Source organism: Microcoleus sp. AT3-D2, from assembly GCF_036705715.1.
Classification (GTDB): Bacteria; Cyanobacteriota; Cyanobacteriia; order Cyanobacteriales; family Microcoleaceae; genus Microcoleus.
The window spans coordinates 15654-33720 of record NZ_JAUBVE010000035.1; the positions used below are offsets into that span (position 1 = coordinate 15654).

Consider the following 18067-nt stretch of genomic DNA (forward strand, 5'->3'; position numbering starts at 1 on the left):
GGGAGGGAGGCTGTAACAGCAAAGGGTTCGGTAAAATAATTAAAGTTTGTTGAAATTTATAAAAATAGCTGCAATACTTTGTAATGTAAAGAGGAAAGTTGAAAAATATCTAAAGACAAACTAATTGGATTGCGATGTCGCTAAGGTAGTATATATGACGGTTTGTCACCGAAAAAGAGTGTTAAGCTCCGCTAAGCTCAGCAAAAGTAAAAGCTCGCTATTTCATTAAGTTCGATCGATAACAAAGGCTAAGGTAAAGTTCATGGCAAACTCAGTTTTAAATCAGCCAAACGCAGCAGCAGGAGTGCAGTGGCAGCCACAAAATATTATCCGCGGCCTAGTGTGGAAAATTGCGATCGCAACCTGGCTGTTAATGGCAGTAGGCAGCGCCACGCGAGTCATGAATGCGGGGCTCGCTTGCCCCGACTGGCCGCTGTGCTACGGTCAATTAATACCTGCCGCGCAAATGAATTTGCAGGTATTTCTGGAATGGTTTCACCGATTGGACGCTGCGGCAATTGGCTTGAGCGCGATCGCACTTTTAGGGCTATCTTTGTTTTACCGCAGTCGCCTGCCAAAATGGCTGCCTTGGGCAAGCGCCGGAGCACTATTTTTAATCGTTTTTCAAGGCGTATTGGGCGGCTTGACAGTAACACAACTGCTGAGATTTGACATCGTTACCGCTCACTTGGGAACCGCTTTACTGTTTTTTGGCGCCCTGCTAGTCATCGGTTTCATGCTGACTCCCTACGAAGCTACAGGAAATGTCGGCAAATTGGCTTGGGTAAGTTCGATCGCAGCATTGTTAGTTTACCTGCAAAGTTTGCTAGGAGCATTAGTAGGCTCTAGATGGGCACTGCACCAATGTTTGGACTCCTCACAATTGTGCTCGGTAATGAACAGCCACATCGCCGGTATCGTACCAGCTACAGCAGCGACTTTAGCCGTAGCAGTCATGGCTTGGCGGCAGCCTGCACTGAGTCAAAACTTGCGAAAACTAGCTAATTGGGCGAGTGTTTGCCTCATTGCTCAATTAGTTCTGGGATTAGCAACTTTCCGGCTGCACCTTCAGGTAGAACCGCTGACAGTCGCCCACCAAGCCGTCGGTGCTGCTTTGCTGGGAACCCTGATAGCTTTTAGTGTTTTAGCTTGGCGCGATCGAGTTTTATCAGCTTGAGAGATAAGACTAAAGTAAGAGGCGGCGGGTTTATTAATCCTTGTAGCTACAGCAAATATTTCTCGTAAAACCCGCAACTCCAACCTAATGACTAATGACGAATTCGCAAATAATTACTAACAGCTTACAACCGATGCAAGAAATCCTTACCAACGACAGGCCCCGCCTCCACGAAAACTTTTCGCAAGTGGTGAAAAGTTACTATCAACTAACAAAACCTAGAATTATTTTACTGCTGCTAATCACTACCTCAGCAGGAATGTGGATGGCGGCCAAAGGAGAAGTAGACCCGCTATTGCTGGTATCAACTATTACCGGAGGTGCTTTAGCTTCTGCGTCGGCGAATACGATTAATTGTGTTTACGACAGTGACATCGATTATATTATGGAGCGCACCCGGTGGCGGCCGATTCCTTCCGGGCGTGTCAAGAAGCGGGATGCTTTGATATTTGCGATCGTCCTAGCTACAATATCCTTTACATTGCTCACAGTTGTTGCCAACTTATTAGCCGCATTGCTAGCGATGTCAGGCATCGTTTTCTATGTCCTAATTTACACCCACTGGCTGAAGCGTCACAGCGTGCAAAACATCGTCATCGGCGGTGCAGCAGGGGCGATTCCGCCGCTAGTTGGGTGGGCTGCGGTGACGGGAGATTTGAGTTGGGGTGCGTGGCTGCTGTTTGGGATTATATTCCTGTGGACACCGCCGCATTTTTGGGCATTAGCAATGATGATTCGCGACGAATACAAGGAAGTAGGCGTGCCGATGTTACCCGTAATTGAGGGCGACGAAGCCACAGCCCGCCAAATTTGGATTTACACGCTATTGATGATTCCTGCAACTTTGCTGCTAGTTTATCCCCTGCATTTAGCGGGCGCGGTGTATGCGGGAACAGCTATTGTCCTGGGTGCTATTTTTGCCCAAAAAGCTTGGTTGCTGTTGCAGACTCCAGAGGATAAGATTGTTGCGCGATCGCTCTTTAAATACTCTATTCTCTACCTGATGCTATTGTGCGCGGGCATAGTGGTTGACAGTTTGCCTGTGACTCATAATTTTACTACTGCTGTTGTACAAAATGTGCAAACTTTGATTAGTGCAGTTGTGATGTAGTCTGCTTTTAGATCCCCGGCTTCTTGAAGAAGTCGGGGATCTGGGTATATTGTAAAATTTAAAGTGGAGGAAAGTTCTGATGGCTGAGAATACTGTGAAAGTAGACATCTCATTTCAATCACTGCTGGAAGCTATTTCGTCACTGGGAATTGCTGAAAGATACAAGATATGGGAATTTTTGGAAGCTGAATTATTCCCGAATGAGGACGATTCTCCAGAAGACATTGCCGAAATTGAAGCGGCCCGTGCTGATTACAAAGCTGGAGATTACACAACTTTCGATCGATATATGGCACAACGGGCCAATAAATCGACATGACTTACACTATCCTTACCCCTAAAGCTGTACAAAAGCAGCTAGATGCCCTGCCCAATGATGTCTACGATCGTATCGCTGTCAAGATTTTGCAACTTGCCGAAAACCCGCGCCCAGATGGGGTGGTCAAGCTCAAAGGTGCTGGCAATGAGTACCGTATTCGGATCGGTGATTATCGCGTTCGTTATGAAATCGGCGATGAAGAACTAATCATTCTCCTATTACAATGCAAACATCGGAAAGATGTTTACAAAAGTTGAAATTGGCAAAACCCGGCGAATTTTAACTCTGTACTGGACAAATAAAGTTAAGCGATATTGGCAGGAGAATCCCAATGAAAGTTAAATACGATGCAGAAGCAGACATTCTGATTTTTATCTTCCGTGATGCGTTTCCAACCAATGCTATCTCTGAACCTGGAGGCATGATTGTCAGTTATGACGGAACTGACGAACCCGTTACTATCGAATTTCTCAATGCCTCCAAACGTCAACTGTTTAATCCTCAAGATCTCATACTAACGATCGCAACGTAGTTGATGCGCTTTATCGAGGTGGCATCGCAGAATTATATCGCGGTGTGAGTTTGGGGCGATAAATGAAGTAAACTATATACAAAAATTTCAAACAATTTTAACCAATACCAGCATCCGTTGCTTATCTGTTTGACAGAATCACAGTGAATCCAAGACAATGTGGCGGTCGTCCCTGCATCCGGGGAATGCGGATTCGAGTCATCGATATCCTAGAGTTGCTAGCTGCGGGTGAGCAAATTTTTAAGTTTCTCGAAGAATTGCCAGACTTGGAACTTGAGGATATTAAAGCTGCGCTGTTGTATGCAGTCCGCAAACTCGACCATCCCGTTTTAGCCGCATGACAATTTGGTTGAATTCTCATCGCTCGCCAGCAATTGATGTGTGGATTACTGGCTACCTTTGGTGAAATACATCAGCGATCTGCGGTATTTTTCTCTTCTATTGGGTATTGTACCGCAACTGCGATACAATTATAAGTTCGACTGCTAGATTTTCGTAAACTCGTAATCAGTTGATATATTTCGGGAATGTCTGAAAAAACTCTGCTAAGTGAAATTGTTCATTGTCCCCATGCACGAGAGTGTCAAGAAGATCTTTCTGTTGAAAATCCATGTCGTAAAATTGTTGACTCTCAAAATGCAATTGGGTTAGAAAAATTTCAAGTGCCTGAACCTTGGAGTGGACAGATAGAGCAAGCACCCATTCTCTTCCTGAGTTCAAATCCATCAATTGGCTCTGATGAAGATTACCCAACTTGGGATTGGTCATGTAGCGAAGTACACGATTATTTCAATTACCGTTTTGGAGGAGGACGTAAGCACTGGATCGTTGATGGTACAAAATCCTTGCTAAAAGACGGGAAATATAGTCGCTCTACTCGATTTTGGGCAGCGGTTAGACAACGTGCGATTGAGCTACTTCAACGGAACGTTAGTCCAGGCATTGATTATGCGCTTACCGAGATAGTGCATTGTAAGTCTCGTGCCGAAACTGGTGTAGAAGAATCACAGGAGCAATGTGTGGAAGCCTACTTGTTGAGAGTTTTAGAACTAGCAAAAGCAAAAGTGATAGTGGTACTGGGGGCACGCGCAAAGCAAGTGATTCAAAGCCAATTCAATATCTCTACAGCAAATTCAATATCCGAGTTCGTTGAGATAGGGAATCGTGAAAGATTTTTTGCTTTTCTCCCCCATCCAAATGCTCGGACCCACCGTTCTTTTGCTAAGTGTTTACAGGGTGATGAACTTGAAAAGTTACGCGCTTTTTTGCGGTAGCATCAAAATACGGCAAGAGATGCGCGCACTCGAACAACGCCAATGCACCCGACCGTCGAAATCCTGTCGGTGGCAGTCTGAGGTAATTTGCGGCGGGTGATTGGCAACGTTATACCGCTCAATCTGAGTTGGGTAGTGGCTTGAATGTATCTATCAAATTCCAACCCAAAGGTGAATGTCATGCAAGCTAAACTTCAAGAACAACTTTCTCCTGCTGATGCCGAAGTCATTTTGAGATGCTTGCCAGAACGAATTAAAGCGGCTCTAGTTGCGCGTGCTGCGGAAATTGAATATCCGATCGCCATTTCGATCGCCAATTTTCTCGACACAGAAGCATTAGGTTTCGTAGATTGCAAACCAGGACGCGGGCAGTAAAATCGAGAAGTCCCAGGCGATGAAGTTCGATATAAGGTGAAAGCCCGATCGCTAAAATGATGAATAGATTTTGCTGCCAAGATAACCATGACCACCATCACCCTCAACCTCTCTCCCGAACTCGAACACCAGATCCGCACTGAAGCAGCTAGACAGGGCGTGGAACCCGATCGCTACATCCTCAACGCCCTGCAAGAACGCCTCCAGCCTAGACTTCCAACCACCCAACCTACAGAAGCCGACTTGCTGCAACAAATTAACATCGGCTTTAGTGCACAAACCTGGGAAGAATACCATGCCCTCATCGCCAAGCGTCATGCCGAAACCCTGACTCCCGAAGAACACAAGCAACTGATCCAAATGAGCGATCGCCTTGAACAACTCAATGTTGCCCGCATTCAAGCCTTAATTCAACTCGCAACCTTCCGCAACCAACCTCTGACGGAGCTCATGCAAACCCTCGGCTGCCTGCGGGTTCTTCCGTCTATGATAATAAGTAGTTAGAATCAAAAAAATGTATGCCAGTTGTAGCAGTTAAAACTTACATAGAGTATCGGAATGATGCCTATTGGGTTGAAGGAACTCGGATTTCTCTTGACTCGATCGCCTATGCTTTCTGTCAAGGATTATCGCCCGAAACTATTGTTCAGTCTTTCCCACTACTGACACTGGAACAGGTTTATGGGGCAATCGCCTTTTATCTAGGCAACCGCGCTGAAATCGACGCTTACTTAGCCGCCGAAGAAGCTGCATTTGATGCCATGCCTCAACCTCTACAAACCAGCGATCCAGCTTTGTACAACAAACTGATTGCAGCTAAAGCAGCAACACAGCAGGTGCAATCGTGAATGTGCGCTATCAAGCTGATGCTGACTTAAATCAGGCGATCGTCACAGGATTACTGCGACGAGAATCTACAATCGACATTCAAACTGCCTTTGCTGCTGGGTTAGAAGGCGTTAAAGATTTAGAAGTGCTGGCAATTGCAGCACAGCAAAGACGTGTTCTTGTCAGCCACGATCGCAAAACAATGCCATCGGAATTTGCTGAGTTCATTACTACTAATCAGAGTGCTGGAGTCATTATTGTTTCCCGAAAAATACCGATGGAAGTTGTCATCGAAGAACTACTCTTGATTTGGGCAGCATCTAGTGCAGAGGAATGGGTCGATCGTATTGCTAAGCTACCCCTTTGATGCACACTAAAATGGATATTGAAAGCGTTAAGCTACAAACAGACAACAGAGAGCCAACCTACGCAAAAGGTTAATATCAATGGTTGCGATCGCCCAAAAAACCCTTTCCTTCGAGGAATTTCTCAACTGGGATGACGACTCCGGCAGGTCATTTGAGCTAGTCAATAAAGTACATCTTGAACACTACCAAACTTTTCAATGTTTCAATTTCGGGCTGTTAGTGGGAAAGTGCCGATTTCTGTTGCAGATTCTGGCAGAGGGGGGCGCAGACAAAGATAAACTAGCGGCCCTAACAGCGGAACTAGAGAGACTGCCCAAAAAATGCGATCGTCCGCAAGTCTGCGGCGTGCCATGTCGTCTCCCAAAACTGAGGGAAATATTACAGCCATCAAGCAAAAATCCCAAGTTATTAAATGCACAAAAGGAATTGACTGCCACTGCCTGACATAATCTCCCCAATCTCCATTTAACCAAGCCCAAGCTAACAGCCAGATTGTTGTTAGTAAAAGTAGAATTCCTGTCCAGCGGGAGTCTGATATTTTGAGCAACATATCTTTGCGACCGGAAAATTGTGGTTGAGGCTGGCGGAGGAGTAAATAGGGAATTAAGCCGATGATGCCGGCGCCGTTGGAAGCGATGAAAGCAGGCCAAGCGGATATATTTTGGGTTTTCTCGTCAATGAATAAGAGGCAAGCGTAGACCATCGGCCAGACTCCCATGAGAGCGAATATGGTGACAAGGTAGGGGTTAATTCCTTCTAGCTGCAACTTGAGCATTTTTTCCATAACTGTTAACGTTCCGGGCTGATCGAGAGGAGCTAGCAGTAAGGTATAGGCAATAAATGTTGCCCAGAGCAACCCCAGAAAAATTTTTGTTTTCATTATATATAACGAGTATTTGAACCAGACTAAATTAAATTATGGTAAAATAATGCCCGATTTAGGCGCGTCTATCTTAGGTCATAAGCAGTTCGATTGAAACAGCCGCTGCAAACCGGGTTTTAGTTCGGGTATGAAAGGCTCCACAGCAGGCGATCATTACTTTAGGCAGACGCAGGGGCCATGTCAGGAGAGATACATTTTAAAGAATCGGTTGTTTTTATTACAAAACCCCTTAGCAAAGGAGTTTCAGCGGTGAACTTAATATCTGTAGAGGAACTCAAAGCGCTGGTACAACAATCTTCTGGATTGTGCGTCTCTATTTATATGCCAGTCGCTCAAGGAACAGAAATTCAACAAAATCCGATTCGGTTCAAAAATTTAATCAGAGAGGCTGAAGACAAAATAGTAGAGTACGGATTTGACAAAAAAGAAGCTGCCCAATTGCTAGAGCCAGTCAGAGCCGAAATTGACCAGGAAAAATTTTGGGAAAATCAAAGCAACCTGCTGGCGATTTTTGTCGGTTCAGGATTTTTCCGCTACTATAGCTGTCCGGTGAATTTTGAGGAATTAGTGGTTGTGAGCGACAATTTTCACGTCAAACCGCTGATGCCTCTGCTGACAGGAGATAATTTATTTTATGTTTTAGCTCTCAGTCAGAAGGAAGTGAGACTGATTGAGTGTACGGCTTACAGTGCTCGGGAAGTTGAAGTTGAAAACTTGCCGAAAAGCCTTGATGACGCTCTGCAATATGACCCGACTGCTAAAGATGGTCAGTTTCGGATTGCTACTTCAAAAGGAGGCACTAATAATTCTTTTCAGCAGCCGGGAAGTTTTCACGGTCAAGGAAGTCCAGATCAAGATGAGCGCCAGCACGAAATATTGCAGTATTTCCACATAATCGATGCGGCGCTGCACGAATATTTGCGCGACAAAAAAGCTCCTTTAGTGTTAGCTGGAGTTGAGTATTTGCTGCCGCTTTACCGAGAAGCCAATACCTACCGGCATTTAGTTGAAGAAGGAATTACAGGCAATCAGAAACTCCTCAAGCCGGAAGAGTTGCGGGCAGAAGCTTGGCCGCTGGTGGAACCTTTGTTTTTGCAGGCTCAGTCAGAGGCGATCGCACAATACCACGATCTGACAGGAAGCGATAAAATTTCTGCTGATTTGAGAGAAGCTGTTTCGGCTGCTTATTTTGGACGGGTCGATCGACTATTTGTTGCTCTTGGCGTTCAGCAGTGGGGTACTTTTAATCCCGATACGAACGCGGTGCAAATCCACCCAGATGCAGAATTGGGCGACGAAGATTTGTTGAATGCGGCAGCAATTCAAACTATTCTCAACGGTGGAACTGTTTACGCGATGCCGCCGGAACAAGTGCCGGCCGAGGCGCCTTTAGCTGCTATTTTCCGCTATTAATTTACCAGGTTTAAACCAATGGAATCTACTTCAATGACAAATTCCGACAAACAAAACCAAAGTAGCAGCGGCGATACCGAACGCTGGGCATCTTTAATTGGCGGTGGGGCGCTGGTGCTTTTTGGCTTGTCGCAGCGTTCTTTGAGAGGTGCTTTGCTGGCGGTTGCGGGTGGCAGTTTAGCGGCTCGTGGTCTGGGGGTTGTAGAGGGTTTGCAGTCGGGCGCAGATGCCAATCAAAGCATTAAAGTTGAAAAGACGGTGACGATCGACAAACCGGCTGATGAATTGTACCGTTTATGGCGCAATTTTGAAAATTTGCCTCGGTTTATGAAGCATCTCAAACACGTTACGGTAATAGATGAAACACGTTCTCACTGGATTGCCAGCGCGCCGATGGGCAACAGTGTGGAATGGGATGCAGAGATTGTCCGCGAAGAAGAAAATCGCTTAATTGCTTGGGCGTCTGTTGAAGGAGCTGATGTTGACAATTCTGGCTTTGTGCGCTTTCAACCGGCACCAGCGGGACGCGGTACAGAGGTAAAAGTTGTCATCGAATACAACCCTCCGGGCGGTGCAATTGGTGCTGGCGCTGCTAAACTATTTGGCGAAGCTCCCGAACAGCAAATTGCCAATGATTTACGTCGCTTTAAGCAGTTGATGGAAGCTGGGGAAATAGCGACTACGGAAGGTCAACCTTCGGGCCGCAAGTAATAAGTTAGATGGTGTCCCCCGATCTAACCATCTTTGTTGTTTACCTGATTAGCTGATGTCATCTCAAGTGGTTTTCGGAAATGCGGGCGCTGAAGGTGCAAGTCGGGGCGGTTGGTTTGCGGGTCACTTTATGACTCCTGAAGATGACCCGCGATCGACTTCTGTTTTAGAGGTAAAATGGGGCACTCACCCCGCCGGAGATTGTAGGACTCAGTGGGCGGTAAATGCGGAAGCAACAACGCTTTCTATCCTGGTAAAAGGCCGCTTTCGCCTGCAATTTCCAGAACAAGAAATCTTGCTGTCTCGCGAAGGAGATTATGCTCTCTGGCTACCGGGAGTGCCTCATTATTGGTCGGCGGAGGAGGATTCGACGATCGTGACTGTGCGGTGGCCTTCGCTACCGGGAGATAGTTCGGGAATTAAGAATTAACTTTAACTTCTGGAACCAAAACGCGGCCAGTATAACCCGCGCGCTGGTAGCGATCGATCGCCTCGGATGCGATTACACCGCCTTTCCCAGTCTCCACCAGCGCTACGCAAGCACCGCCAAAACCTCCGCCCGTCAGCCTTGCGCCGAAGACTCCGGGGATTGACTGCAAGATTGCCGCCAGCGTGTCTACTGCCGGCACAGAAACTTCGTAGTCGTCGCGCTGGCTGGCGTGGGAAGCATTCATTAACTCGCCAAAACGTTTGGCTGGCAAAGATTTTACCGCTTCGAGCACGCGGTTGTTTTCGGTAACGACGTGCCGCGCTCGCTTTCTGAGGGGTTCCGGCAATACTTCGACAGCTTGGGGATCGGCGATATCCCTGAGAGCTTTAACTCCCAATATCCGCGCGGATTCCTCGCACTCGGCGCGCCGCTGGTTGTAGCCGCTTCCTGCTGCGAGTTCGTGGCTTTCGCCACTGTCAATTATTAAAATTTCTGTGTTTGTGGGAAAAGGTATGGGGCGGCATTCGAGGCTGCGGGTGTCGATCAATAGCATGGTGTTGGTGTCTGCTAAACTCGACGCCATTTGATCCATGATCCCACAGTTCAAGCCGGCATATCGGATTTCGACTTGCTGTCCGATTTGAGCTAGCCGCACGTCGTCTAGGGGGAGGTTCAGCAGCGCGCGCAGTCCTCTGAGGGTTGCTATTTCTAAAGCGGCGCTGCTGGACAAACCGGCTCCGATCGGCACAGTCGAGGTAATGTAGAGATTTATTGGCGGTATTTTGTATCCTTCTTTTTCTACAAGTCTCAGGCAGCCACAGATATAACTGACGAATTTTTGCGGTATGGTATCGTCGTCTGAAAAATTTATGAGTTCGTCATATTCTGCTGAATAAACATGGTGTCGATCGTCGCTGCTGAAGCCGATTTGTACTGTGGTGCGCTGGGGAATCGCAGTTGGAAGTACAAATCCATCGTTGTAGTCGGTGTGTTCGCCCAGCAGGTTTACTCGGCCGGGGGCGCTGGCTGTGGTTTTGGGTAATGTACCAAATACTCGTTGGAATTTCATTTTTGGGGAATTGGTAATTGGTAATTGGTAATTGGGAATTGGGAAGAAATAAATTTATTTTTTATCGTTTATCTTTATTATAGTGCCCATGTTTTTTGCTTAATTCAACCCATGTTAACAAAAATCAACATGACCGTAGGTTAGGAAAAGATATAGAGCTGTGATAGAATGACAGGCTAAGATTTCTCCAACAATTCAAAAAATGCGATCGACCAGACCCCGAAAACAGTTTGCTCAACATTGGCTCAAAAGCGAGAAAGCCTTAGATAAGATTGTGAAAGCGGCTTCTTTGGATGGCGATCGCGTCCTGGAAATTGGGCCGGGTACGGGGATTTTGACTCGGCGTTTGCTGCCTGCGGCTGAGTCTGTTGTTGCTGTGGAGATCGATCGAGATTTGTGTCTCAAGCTAGCCAAACAACTCGGCAAAACCGACAATTTTTTACTGCTGCAAGGCGACATCCTGGAAATGGACTTAGAGGCTGAATTAACGGCTTTTCCCAAATTCCAAAATCCTAATAAAGTTGTTGCCAATATTCCCTATAATATTACCGGCCCGATCCTGCAAAAACTGCTGGGAACGATATCTGTTCCTGCGGCTAAACCCTTCGATTCGATCGTGCTGTTAGTGCAGAAAGAAGTGGCCCAAAGGCTTTACGCTAAACCGGGTTCCACAGCTTTTGGCGCGCTGTCGGTGCGGGTGCAATATTTAGCAGAATGCGAGTTAATTTGCGATGTGCCGTCTAAAGACTTTTTTCCGCCGCCAAAAGTCGATTCTGCTGTGGTGCGGCTGCTTCCCAGACAGATAGAAACTGCGGCGGTTAATCCGCGCTATTTGGAGAATTTAGTTAAGTTGGGATTTGGTAGCAAGCGCAAGATGCTGCGAAATAATTTGAAAGGGGCTGTGGATTTAGATAAACTCGTTCACTTGTTAGAAGAGTTACAGATAAATCCTCAATCTCGTGCTGAAGATTTAAGCGTGGCTCAATGGGTAGAGTTGAGCAATAATATTATGTGCGATGTTTGAATTTCAGGATTATGTTAGATACCAGAATGCTTAAATAATTCGGATATCTGGGTATTTCTTAAGTATTTTTTGGTCTGAATACTAATAGTTGAATTTAGGTTTTATGGAAATTTTTAAAGGCTTATTGTAGGCTAATCGGAATTTGAATAATAAATTCTGCACCTTTCCCCGGTGCAGAAATACACTGCAATTCGCCTTTATGCCTTATTGTGATAATTTGATAGCCAATCGATAATCCTAATCCCGTGCCTTTACCTACTGGTTTAGTGGTAAAAAATGGATTAAATAACTGGTTCCTCACCGATTCTGTTATTTCTGGCCCGTTGTTGCTAATTCGGATTTCTACCACTTCACTGTCTGAAAGTTTGGTAGAAATTTTGATGAGGCGGCGATTAGCTTCATTGCCTGCAATCGACGCGCTGTGGCTGTCCTCTTCTAAAGCATCAATAGCATTAGCCAGGATATTCATAAACACTTGATTTAGCTGTCCCGGATAGCACTCTATTTGGGGTAAATTGCCATATTCTTTGATAATTTGAATTTTCCCCAAACCGGGCTTAGCATTCAATCTGCTTTGCAAAATCATCAGTGTGCTGTCAATTCCTTCGTGAACGTCGGCTAATTTCATTTCTGCTTCGTCATGGCGCGAAAAAATTCGCAGCGACTTGACAATACCGAGAATGCGCTCGGCCCCGTTTTTCATAGAAATTAATATTTTTGGTAGATCATAGATAATAAAATCTAAATCTACAGACTGGAGTTTTTCTTTAAGTGTGGGTAGGGGATTCGGATACTGCTCTTGATAGATATTCACCAATTCTAGCAAACTATCGGCCTACTCGCGAGCGTGAGTAACATTCGCGTAAATAAAGTTAATCGGATTGTTGATTTCATGAGCAACCCCAGCGACCAATTGCCCCAAAGATGACATTTTTTCGCTTTGAATTAGCTTTGATTGAGCCTGCTGCAATTCAGACAAGGTTTGTTCGAGCTGTTGAGTTTGAGACTTTAACTCTGCGGTGCGTTCCTCAACTCGAATTTCTAATTCTTCTTTAGCTTTTTGTAGTGCCGCTTCTGCTAATTGGCGATCGACAATTTCCGCTTCTAGGAGTCGGTTTGCCAATTCTAACTGTTGAGTTTGAGACTTTAGCTCTGCGGTGCGTTCCTCAACTCGAATTTCTAATTCTTCTTTGGCTTTTTTTAGTGCAGCTTCTGCTAATTGGCGATCGACAATTTCCGCTTCTAGGAGTCGGTTGGCGGATTCTAACTGTGCGGGACTGGGAAGTGCTAGGGCTTGAGGCATTAAGTCTACCAAAAGTATGGCTGTAGCAAATGAAATAATGGCAGTAATTGCTTTCATTGTTCCTGAAAGCCAATAGGTAGGATGCCAAAGTGTCCAGACTTCAAATATGTGAGTGATTCCACAGGCGACGATAAAGCCTCCAAACATGGTAAAGATCCAGTCAAAGGGCAAATCTTCGCGTTTGGAAATAAAATAAATCAGTGTAATCGGGATAGAGAAATACGCTAGTGCAATGAGCGAATCTGAGACCAGGTGAAGCCAGACTAACGGGGTCTGCCAGAGATAGCAGTGACCGTGAGGAATAAATGACCCGGAACTAAAAAAAGTTTTCCACATTTCCTGCATAATATTTCCTTTGAGTTGTGAGAAAATGGACTCGGACTGGTGTCAATTAATTGCAACCAGGGGTTTCTTTCACCTGCGGCTTAATCACCTATGCGTTCATATTCTCTGTTAGCTTCAGCAAAAATCAATCTGTATTTGGAAATCATAGGCGATCGCCCCGACGGATATCACGAATTGGCGATGGTACTTCAAAGCATAAATTTAGCCGATCGAATTGACTTACGCGCGATCGGTACGGACACGATTCGCGTGCGCTGCGATCACCCGCAAGTCCCTCCTGATAAGAATAACCTGGCCTACCGGGCGGCGGATTTGTTGGCGAAGCAATTCCCCGATGCTTTGGCGAAATACGGCGGAGTCGAGATTGCCATTCACAAGCAGATTCCAGTGGCGGCGGGGCTTGCCGGCGGTTCGGCCAATGCGGCTGCGGTTTTAGTCGGGATGGATTTGCTGTGGCAATTGGGACTTACTCAGTCGGAGTTGCAAGAGTTGGGGGGAACTTTGGGTTCGGATGTGCCTTTTTGCATTGCTGGAGGTACGGCTTTGGCAACTGGTCGCGGAGATAAACTGTCGCCTCTGCCTGATTTGGCGGGCTTTTCTGTGGTTTTGGCGAAGTACCGCAACCTCAGTATTTCTACGGCATGGGCGTATCAAACTTATCGCCAGCAGTTCAGTAGTTCCTATTGTGCAGCGGAAGATTTGGAGTGTCGCCGGCAACGGCTGCATTCGGGGCCGATGGTGGGGGCGATCGCCCAAAAAGATCGATCAAAAATTGGTCAATTGCTGCACAACGATTTAGAAAAAGTTGCTTTGCCTGTGTACCCGCAGGTGTTGCAGTTGCGGCAGGCTTTTGAGTCGGCGGGGGCTTTGGGAACGATGATGTCGGGTTCCGGGCCGACGGTGTTTGCGCTGGCAGAGTCTTCAGAGCAGGCTCAGCAAGTTATGGAACGGGTTAAAACTGCGATCGCCTCTCCAGATTTGGATTTTTGGGTAGCACAGTTTAGCAATACTGGAATTCAGATTTTTTCGGAGGGAAACGAGACGAAACCGCCGATTTCGAGGGTGTAACTCGAAGAGAGTGCGATCGCGATCGCCCGTAAAACCTGTTTAACAGGTGATGGTCAAGATGAATCTAACTTTTCGCAGAGTCTATTGAGATCGAAGAACTGATAATATGTCATGCAATACCGATTTTAGTTTTGGTGAATTAACCAGAAATCTAAAATCTAAAATCTAAAATCTAAAATCGCCATGACTGATTTAACTAATCCAAATTCTACTTCTAAACCTCTGAGTTCGGCTGAAGATGCAACCTCTGCATCTTCCACGCCACCGACGATTTTGCGGTGCGTGATGGGTTCGCTGATCGCGGGCGGGTTTGCGGCTGCTTTGTACGCACTAACTTTGTCTATAGTCCAAACTTTTGCAAATTCGCCCATTCATTCTGACAATGTGACTGCGATTAACATTGGCGCGGCTGTGCGAACTTTAGTCATGGGGATTGTGGCTTTGGGCGCGGGTGTTTTTGCTTTTGCATCTTTGGGTTTGATGCTGCTGGCTTTGCAACTTGTGATTCAAAAGTTGCTGAAAAAGCCCGATAGGTCTTCTGGTGTTTAAGCGTTATGTCTGTTACCAGATAAATATCAGTGCAATTATTTATTGTCACAGCAAGTGCTTAACTGGTAGTGAAACTAATTTGGCTAATTTCTCAGCAACATCTACCCGGTGACATTTATCGGGATTCATTTCAGCACATAACAATAGAACTGTGCCTTGCTGAGTGATTTCTGCAACTTCACGCAAAGCAGCTTTGGCTTTTTTTTTATTGGGCGGCATCCATTTTTGGGTGCCAGATGTATTTCCTAAATCGATTTTGGAAATGTATTCAATGTTTTGTGAAAAGCAAAATTCTTCAATTTTATCCCCATACCATCTGCGAGTCCAAGCGCGAGGATTTTTCCTAACATCAATGACATATTTAATATCATAATTTTGCAGATATGCTAAAAATAAGTCGTAGTTTTTTCGATTTCCATAACCAAAGGTAAAGATGTATTCATTTTCAGGTAGTTCAGATTCATTACATCTCTTACAAAAATCTTCAACTTCCTCTTCACTCGTCGTGCTAAGAGAAATTTGGGGGGATTGAGAAGATTGATTTTTGGTGCAAATAAGTTTATCCATCGTAATTTTAGAATTAGAACAAGGTAAGCTGAGTATGAGAAACTATGGGCGGATAAAATAAGCCAATTATCATAAAATTACTTTTTTTATAGTTTTTTAAGTTTCCTACTATAAAGTATAAATCCTTATTGCCTAAAAATTCAACCTCTAGTTTTTGCCTTACTTTTTCGATGGCATCATGCTCTTTGGCAAGTGGGGTTAAACTCTGAGATTTATCTCTACATTTCCTATAAAGTTCTTTAATTTCCCAATCACTAATACTATACCGATGTTCGTCGCCATCTTCATCAATAAAATTATACCCAAACTTATATGGGATTTTTTCAAGTTCTATTGTTGGCTCAAACAAATCTAACTGATCGATAACTCCTTGCTGCTTTGAACTCCACTCACGTGTGGTTTCTTCACAGAAATACTTTTTAATAGTTCGTGGTTTAATAATCCCTAGAGACTTATCTTGATTTTGTATATCCCGAATCGATCTGAACTGTAGTGGTAAAATAAGTTTTTTTCGTTCACTCCAGTTATTACTCGTGCCAATTTTTTTGACAACTTCTATTGATTCATCATCAATCCTAAAACTTTCCAATCTATAATCTTTCTCATCTCTTTCTATTTTAGCACTTATAATAGACCATCTTGGATAACGCCGATCGAAATCTAATTGTCGGAAGCGAATAGGATAAATGCGAACCCACTTAAGTGGTTTTTCTTCCTCATCCAAGATAACTCCCGCTGTGCATACGGTTTCTCGATATTTTGTACTAATTGATGGATATGTCTTAGTTGCAATTAATATTTTTTGGGTTTCCATAATATGTAATTAGGATTTATTTTCAGACAATAGCTAGCCATCCATTTATGTATACCATAAACTATAATTTATGGCAATAGCCAAGACATTCTCTATAATGAATAGTAGTATGTCCCAAACGGTTATAAGTGAGATTGTGAATGGAATGAGCGCTCGGTTGTCGATTTTTGACTAATTTTAGCAGCCACTCTTGACATTGCATACGTTGAAGAGTTATGAGAAACCTCCTTTGCCAGACTATATATATGATAAAGTGCGCCCAACAAATCCTACATTTAAAGATTTCGATCGAGTTTTAAAGTTGTTTGTGGTATAATTCTGCGGGACTGTAGCAGAAAGGGGTGCTTTTTGATGAAAGCAGAATTTTATTTTGACTGTCACAAATATATTTGCAGTTTAGTTCAAGTTGATTTTGTCAAAGAATTAAAAATAAAAAATCATCAAGGTTTTGTTTTGGCTGTTAAGCAAGGACAAAAGATTGGACTTTTGGGAAAAAGTCGGCATAATGCTAAACAAGTTGATGTATCTAAGCCACATTTTTATAATGTAATTAAAGCAGCAATGAGCGCTTTGGAATTAGAAACTAAAAATGAGGTGATATTAGAGAGAAATCGAACTCTTGCTGATGCCGAAGAAATGATTCAGCAGCAAAACCGAGAAATTCGCGTTCTCAACGAACAGATTAGAATGCTTGGAACTAAGGTTGATGAATTGTCAAGGGAAAAGCAGCAGTTATCAATGCAGCTAGTAGAAAAGCCAATCAGAGAAACTGAAATTAGTCAAGAACTTGATGACTTTCCTGCTTTCGAGGAAGATTTAGTGGCGGCGGAAATTGAGCCGGGGCTTGAAGAAACTGAAATTAGTCAAAAAATCGAAGAATTGTCGGTTCAAGCTTCTGGGTTAGCGGTGCAGTTAATCGCAAATCAACAGAATTCGGAGGAGATTGAGGAAGAGGAAGAAATCAGCGGGGGCGAAATTGAAATTGTGGATTTAGAAATTATAGAAGAAGTAGAAGAAAATCTCAAAGAAGTAGAAATTCAAGGAGGCGAAAGAGAAATTAAACGACTGCCTAAAAGACCTTCCAACAGAAAAATGAGAAAGAAATCTTAATACTTTAGTTATATAGCAATCCTCGCATCATTTGTGAATTTCTTACGGACTCGCAGCGGGTTCGGGGAGGGTTGGGGTGGCGTAAAAATTTACGACTCCTGCAAGGATTGCTAGAGAAGCGCTTTTAATCCATAACACCGATCGCCCTTACCTACTTTTTACTAGACAAAAACCTATTCCCTAAATAATTGAGCAAAGCGCTTTAACACCTTCAGGACAGTGTACAACCCATCCTTGCTCCGCAGCGTGAAAGAATACGACTCCGCATACTTAGGTGTTCCTTGATTGGTCACTTTCAGGAAAATAAAATCAATCCCATTTGTGACAAATCCCAAAGCAGGCTTTTCAGGATGAGGATTTCCCAGCATATATGCTAAAGCTTGGGGAATTCCTACTTCTAGCGAGTATTGTGACTTCTTAGCCTCAATTACCAATACCCAAAAATCCGGGGTAAAAACCAGTAAATCGAGGCGCCCTTTGACAATCGTTCCCTCATCTTGAGATTCAATTATCACCTCTTTTTCAGCACTCAAGTAAAAAGGAGCGCGATAAAAACCTGCTAGTCTTAATAGCGGAGCAAGCACAACCAATTTAACAACTGGCTCAAGTATTGGATACTTGGACAAGTGCATATAATCGGCTGTTACTTCATCTAGTGCTTGCTTTTCCGAGTCTGTTAGTTCCGGTAAATCATCTTGCCATTCTCGGAAAAATTGCTCGTCGTCTATCCGCTGTAAACCAAACTTTGCTTCTAAGTCATAGAGGATTATATTTTGGGCTTGAATTGTTTCCACCAT

Annotated in this window: 23 protein-coding genes and 1 pseudogene; 18 read left to right on the top strand and 6 right to left on the bottom strand. The window is 44.4% G+C overall.

The genetic code is table 11. The features are described 5' to 3' along the window. Positions 1–262: 262 nt before the first annotated feature. The 11 genes from QUB44_RS16105 (at position 263) to QUB44_RS16155 (ending at position 5983) form a co-directional block, all read left to right on the top strand. Positions 263–1177: a heme A synthase gene (locus QUB44_RS16105; RefSeq protein ID WP_333369207.1), complete on the top strand. Its 915-nt coding sequence runs from the start codon at positions 263–265 to the stop codon at positions 1175–1177. A 133-nt stretch (positions 1178–1310) separates the two neighbouring features. Next, complete coding sequence (locus QUB44_RS16110) at positions 1311–2288, top strand: heme o synthase (protein ID WP_333369284.1); 978 nt, start codon at positions 1311–1313, stop codon at positions 2286–2288. Between the two features lie 79 nt (positions 2289–2367). Continuing rightward, positions 2368–2607, top strand: coding sequence for a hypothetical protein (locus QUB44_RS16115; protein ID WP_332979695.1), 240 nt, complete (start codon positions 2368–2370; stop codon positions 2605–2607). Then, positions 2604–2864 carry a type II toxin-antitoxin system RelE/ParE family toxin gene (locus QUB44_RS16120; protein ID WP_333369209.1) on the top strand — a complete coding sequence of 87 codons (261 nt, stop codon included), beginning with the start codon at positions 2604–2606 and terminating at the stop codon, positions 2862–2864. Before QUB44_RS16115 ends, QUB44_RS16120 begins: the two co-directional genes overlap by 4 nt. A gap of 74 nt (positions 2865–2938) precedes the next feature. Then, positions 2939–3139 carry a DUF2283 domain-containing protein gene (locus tag QUB44_RS16125; RefSeq protein ID WP_333369211.1) on the top strand — a complete coding sequence of 67 codons (201 nt, stop codon included), beginning with the start codon at positions 2939–2941 and terminating at the stop codon, positions 3137–3139. 104 nt (positions 3140–3243) lie between these two features. Beyond that, complete coding sequence (locus tag QUB44_RS16130; RefSeq protein WP_333369286.1) at positions 3244–3480, top strand: DUF433 domain-containing protein; 237 nt, start codon at positions 3244–3246, stop codon at positions 3478–3480. 186 nt (positions 3481–3666) lie between these two features. Next, positions 3667–4413, top strand: coding sequence for a uracil-DNA glycosylase family protein (locus QUB44_RS16135; RefSeq protein ID WP_333369213.1), 747 nt, complete (start codon positions 3667–3669; stop codon positions 4411–4413). A 180-nt stretch (positions 4414–4593) separates the two neighbouring features. Next, positions 4594–4788 (top strand): hypothetical protein, encoded by a 195-nt coding sequence (locus tag QUB44_RS16140; protein WP_333369215.1) that lies wholly within the window; start codon positions 4594–4596, stop codon positions 4786–4788. Positions 4789–4875: 87 nt separating this feature from the next. After that, positions 4876–5292 carry a hypothetical protein gene (locus QUB44_RS16145; RefSeq protein WP_333369217.1) on the top strand — a complete coding sequence of 139 codons (417 nt, stop codon included), beginning with the start codon at positions 4876–4878 and terminating at the stop codon, positions 5290–5292. A gap of 14 nt (positions 5293–5306) precedes the next feature. After that, on the top strand, positions 5307–5636 hold the full coding sequence (locus QUB44_RS16150; protein WP_333369219.1) for a DUF433 domain-containing protein: 330 nt from the start codon (positions 5307–5309) through the stop codon (positions 5634–5636). Further along, positions 5633–5983 (top strand): DUF5615 family PIN-like protein, encoded by a 351-nt coding sequence (locus tag QUB44_RS16155; protein WP_333369221.1) that lies wholly within the window; start codon positions 5633–5635, stop codon positions 5981–5983. Before QUB44_RS16150 ends, QUB44_RS16155 begins: the two co-directional genes overlap by 4 nt. Positions 5984–6186: 203 nt before the next feature. Here the strand turns inward: QUB44_RS16155 and QUB44_RS16160 are convergent, their stop codons facing one another. Further along, positions 6187–6864: a DUF2834 domain-containing protein gene (locus QUB44_RS16160; RefSeq protein WP_333369223.1), complete on the bottom strand. Its 678-nt coding sequence runs from the start codon at positions 6862–6864 to the stop codon at positions 6187–6189. Between the two features lie 252 nt (positions 6865–7116). Between QUB44_RS16160 and QUB44_RS16165 the strand changes: the two genes are divergently transcribed. Genes QUB44_RS16165 through QUB44_RS16175 form a run of 3 tightly spaced genes read left to right on the top strand, consistent with a single transcriptional unit; the run spans position 7117 to position 9421 of the window. Next, the gene (locus QUB44_RS16165; protein WP_333369225.1) at positions 7117–8280 is read left to right on the top strand and encodes a baeRF3 domain-containing protein; all 1164 of its coding nucleotides are present in this window, start codon (positions 7117–7119) and stop codon (positions 8278–8280) included. A gap of 18 nt (positions 8281–8298) precedes the next feature. Next, positions 8299–8991: an SRPBCC family protein gene (locus tag QUB44_RS16170; RefSeq protein WP_333369227.1), complete on the top strand. Its 693-nt coding sequence runs from the start codon at positions 8299–8301 to the stop codon at positions 8989–8991. A gap of 55 nt (positions 8992–9046) precedes the next feature. Next, positions 9047–9421 (top strand): signal peptidase I, encoded by a 375-nt coding sequence (locus QUB44_RS16175; RefSeq protein WP_333369229.1) that lies wholly within the window; start codon positions 9047–9049, stop codon positions 9419–9421. Here QUB44_RS16175 and galK read toward each other — a convergent pair. Beyond that, a complete protein-coding gene (galK, locus tag QUB44_RS16180; RefSeq protein WP_333369231.1) occupies positions 9411–10490 on the bottom strand; it encodes a galactokinase in 1080 nt (359 codons plus the stop codon). The two genes, QUB44_RS16175 and galK, sit on opposite strands and share 11 nt — an antisense overlap. Positions 10491–10692: 202 nt before the next feature. Here galK and rsmA point away from each other — a divergent pair, with 202 nt between their 5' ends. Beyond that, entirely contained in the window at positions 10693–11514 is an 822-nt protein-coding gene (gene rsmA / locus QUB44_RS16185) for a 16S rRNA (adenine(1518)-N(6)/adenine(1519)-N(6))-dimethyltransferase RsmA (RefSeq protein ID WP_333369232.1), read from the top strand. A 121-nt stretch (positions 11515–11635) separates the two neighbouring features. Here rsmA and QUB44_RS16190 read toward each other — a convergent pair. After that, positions 11636–13162 (bottom strand): annotated as a pseudogene (locus QUB44_RS16190) (sensor histidine kinase). A 90-nt stretch (positions 13163–13252) separates the two neighbouring features. On the opposite strand from QUB44_RS16190, the gene ispE reads away from it, so the two are divergent. Continuing rightward, entirely contained in the window at positions 13253–14230 is a 978-nt protein-coding gene (ispE, locus tag QUB44_RS16195; RefSeq protein ID WP_333369234.1) for a 4-(cytidine 5'-diphospho)-2-C-methyl-D-erythritol kinase, read from the top strand. Between the two features lie 183 nt (positions 14231–14413). Continuing rightward, positions 14414–14779: a DUF3082 domain-containing protein gene (locus QUB44_RS16200; RefSeq protein WP_333369236.1), complete on the top strand. Its 366-nt coding sequence runs from the start codon at positions 14414–14416 to the stop codon at positions 14777–14779. Between the two features lie 45 nt (positions 14780–14824). On the opposite strand, the gene QUB44_RS16205 is transcribed toward QUB44_RS16200, so the two are convergent. After that, positions 14825–15346 carry a DUF488 domain-containing protein gene (locus tag QUB44_RS16205; RefSeq protein WP_333369239.1) on the bottom strand — a complete coding sequence of 174 codons (522 nt, stop codon included), beginning with the start codon at positions 15344–15346 and terminating at the stop codon, positions 14825–14827. A 13-nt stretch (positions 15347–15359) separates the two neighbouring features. Continuing rightward, on the bottom strand, positions 15360–16160 hold the full coding sequence (locus QUB44_RS16210; RefSeq protein WP_333369241.1) for a hypothetical protein: 801 nt from the start codon (positions 16158–16160) through the stop codon (positions 15360–15362). A gap of 351 nt (positions 16161–16511) precedes the next feature. Here QUB44_RS16210 and QUB44_RS16215 point away from each other — a divergent pair, with 351 nt between their 5' ends. Then, entirely contained in the window at positions 16512–17270 is a 759-nt protein-coding gene (locus QUB44_RS16215; protein WP_333369243.1) for a hypothetical protein, read from the top strand. Positions 17271–17443: 173 nt separating this feature from the next. Here QUB44_RS16215 and QUB44_RS16220 read toward each other — a convergent pair whose 3' ends face one another. After that, positions 17444–18067: a type I restriction endonuclease gene (locus QUB44_RS16220; protein WP_333369245.1), complete on the bottom strand. Its 624-nt coding sequence runs from the start codon at positions 18065–18067 to the stop codon at positions 17444–17446.

Excerpts from the sequence above, each read along its gene's own strand:
- QUB44_RS16105 (WP_333369207.1), top strand. The coding sequence starts at position 263 with ATGGCAAACTCAGTTTTAAATCAGCCAAACGCAGCAGCAGGAGTGCAG.
- QUB44_RS16110 (WP_333369284.1), top strand. The coding sequence starts at position 1,311 with ATGCAAGAAATCCTTACCAACGACAGGCCCCGCCTCCACGAAAACTTT.
- QUB44_RS16115 (WP_332979695.1), top strand. The coding sequence starts at position 2,368 with ATGGCTGAGAATACTGTGAAAGTAGACATCTCATTTCAATCACTGCTG.
- QUB44_RS16120 (WP_333369209.1), top strand. The coding sequence starts at position 2,604 with ATGACTTACACTATCCTTACCCCTAAAGCTGTACAAAAGCAGCTAGAT.
- QUB44_RS16125 (WP_333369211.1), top strand. The coding sequence starts at position 2,939 with ATGAAAGTTAAATACGATGCAGAAGCAGACATTCTGATTTTTATCTTC.
- QUB44_RS16135 (WP_333369213.1), top strand. The coding sequence starts at position 3,667 with ATGTCTGAAAAAACTCTGCTAAGTGAAATTGTTCATTGTCCCCATGCA.
- QUB44_RS16140 (WP_333369215.1), top strand. The coding sequence starts at position 4,594 with ATGCAAGCTAAACTTCAAGAACAACTTTCTCCTGCTGATGCCGAAGTC.
- QUB44_RS16145 (WP_333369217.1), top strand. The coding sequence starts at position 4,876 with ATGACCACCATCACCCTCAACCTCTCTCCCGAACTCGAACACCAGATC.
- QUB44_RS16150 (WP_333369219.1), top strand. The coding sequence starts at position 5,307 with ATGCCAGTTGTAGCAGTTAAAACTTACATAGAGTATCGGAATGATGCC.
- QUB44_RS16160 (WP_333369223.1), bottom strand. The coding sequence starts at position 6,864 with ATGAAAACAAAAATTTTTCTGGGGTTGCTCTGGGCAACATTTATTGCC.
- QUB44_RS16170 (WP_333369227.1), top strand. The coding sequence starts at position 8,299 with ATGGAATCTACTTCAATGACAAATTCCGACAAACAAAACCAAAGTAGC.
- QUB44_RS16175 (WP_333369229.1), top strand. The coding sequence starts at position 9,047 with ATGTCATCTCAAGTGGTTTTCGGAAATGCGGGCGCTGAAGGTGCAAGT.
- galK (WP_333369231.1), bottom strand. The coding sequence starts at position 10,490 with ATGAAATTCCAACGAGTATTTGGTACATTACCCAAAACCACAGCCAGC.
- rsmA (WP_333369232.1), top strand. The coding sequence starts at position 10,693 with ATGCGATCGACCAGACCCCGAAAACAGTTTGCTCAACATTGGCTCAAA.
- ispE (WP_333369234.1), top strand. The coding sequence starts at position 13,253 with ATGCGTTCATATTCTCTGTTAGCTTCAGCAAAAATCAATCTGTATTTG.
- QUB44_RS16200 (WP_333369236.1), top strand. The coding sequence starts at position 14,414 with ATGACTGATTTAACTAATCCAAATTCTACTTCTAAACCTCTGAGTTCG.
- QUB44_RS16205 (WP_333369239.1), bottom strand. The coding sequence starts at position 15,346 with ATGGATAAACTTATTTGCACCAAAAATCAATCTTCTCAATCCCCCCAA.
- QUB44_RS16210 (WP_333369241.1), bottom strand. The coding sequence starts at position 16,160 with ATGGAAACCCAAAAAATATTAATTGCAACTAAGACATATCCATCAATT.
- QUB44_RS16215 (WP_333369243.1), top strand. The coding sequence starts at position 16,512 with ATGAAAGCAGAATTTTATTTTGACTGTCACAAATATATTTGCAGTTTA.
- QUB44_RS16220 (WP_333369245.1), bottom strand. The coding sequence starts at position 18,067 with ATGGTGGAAACAATTCAAGCCCAAAATATAATCCTCTATGACTTAGAA.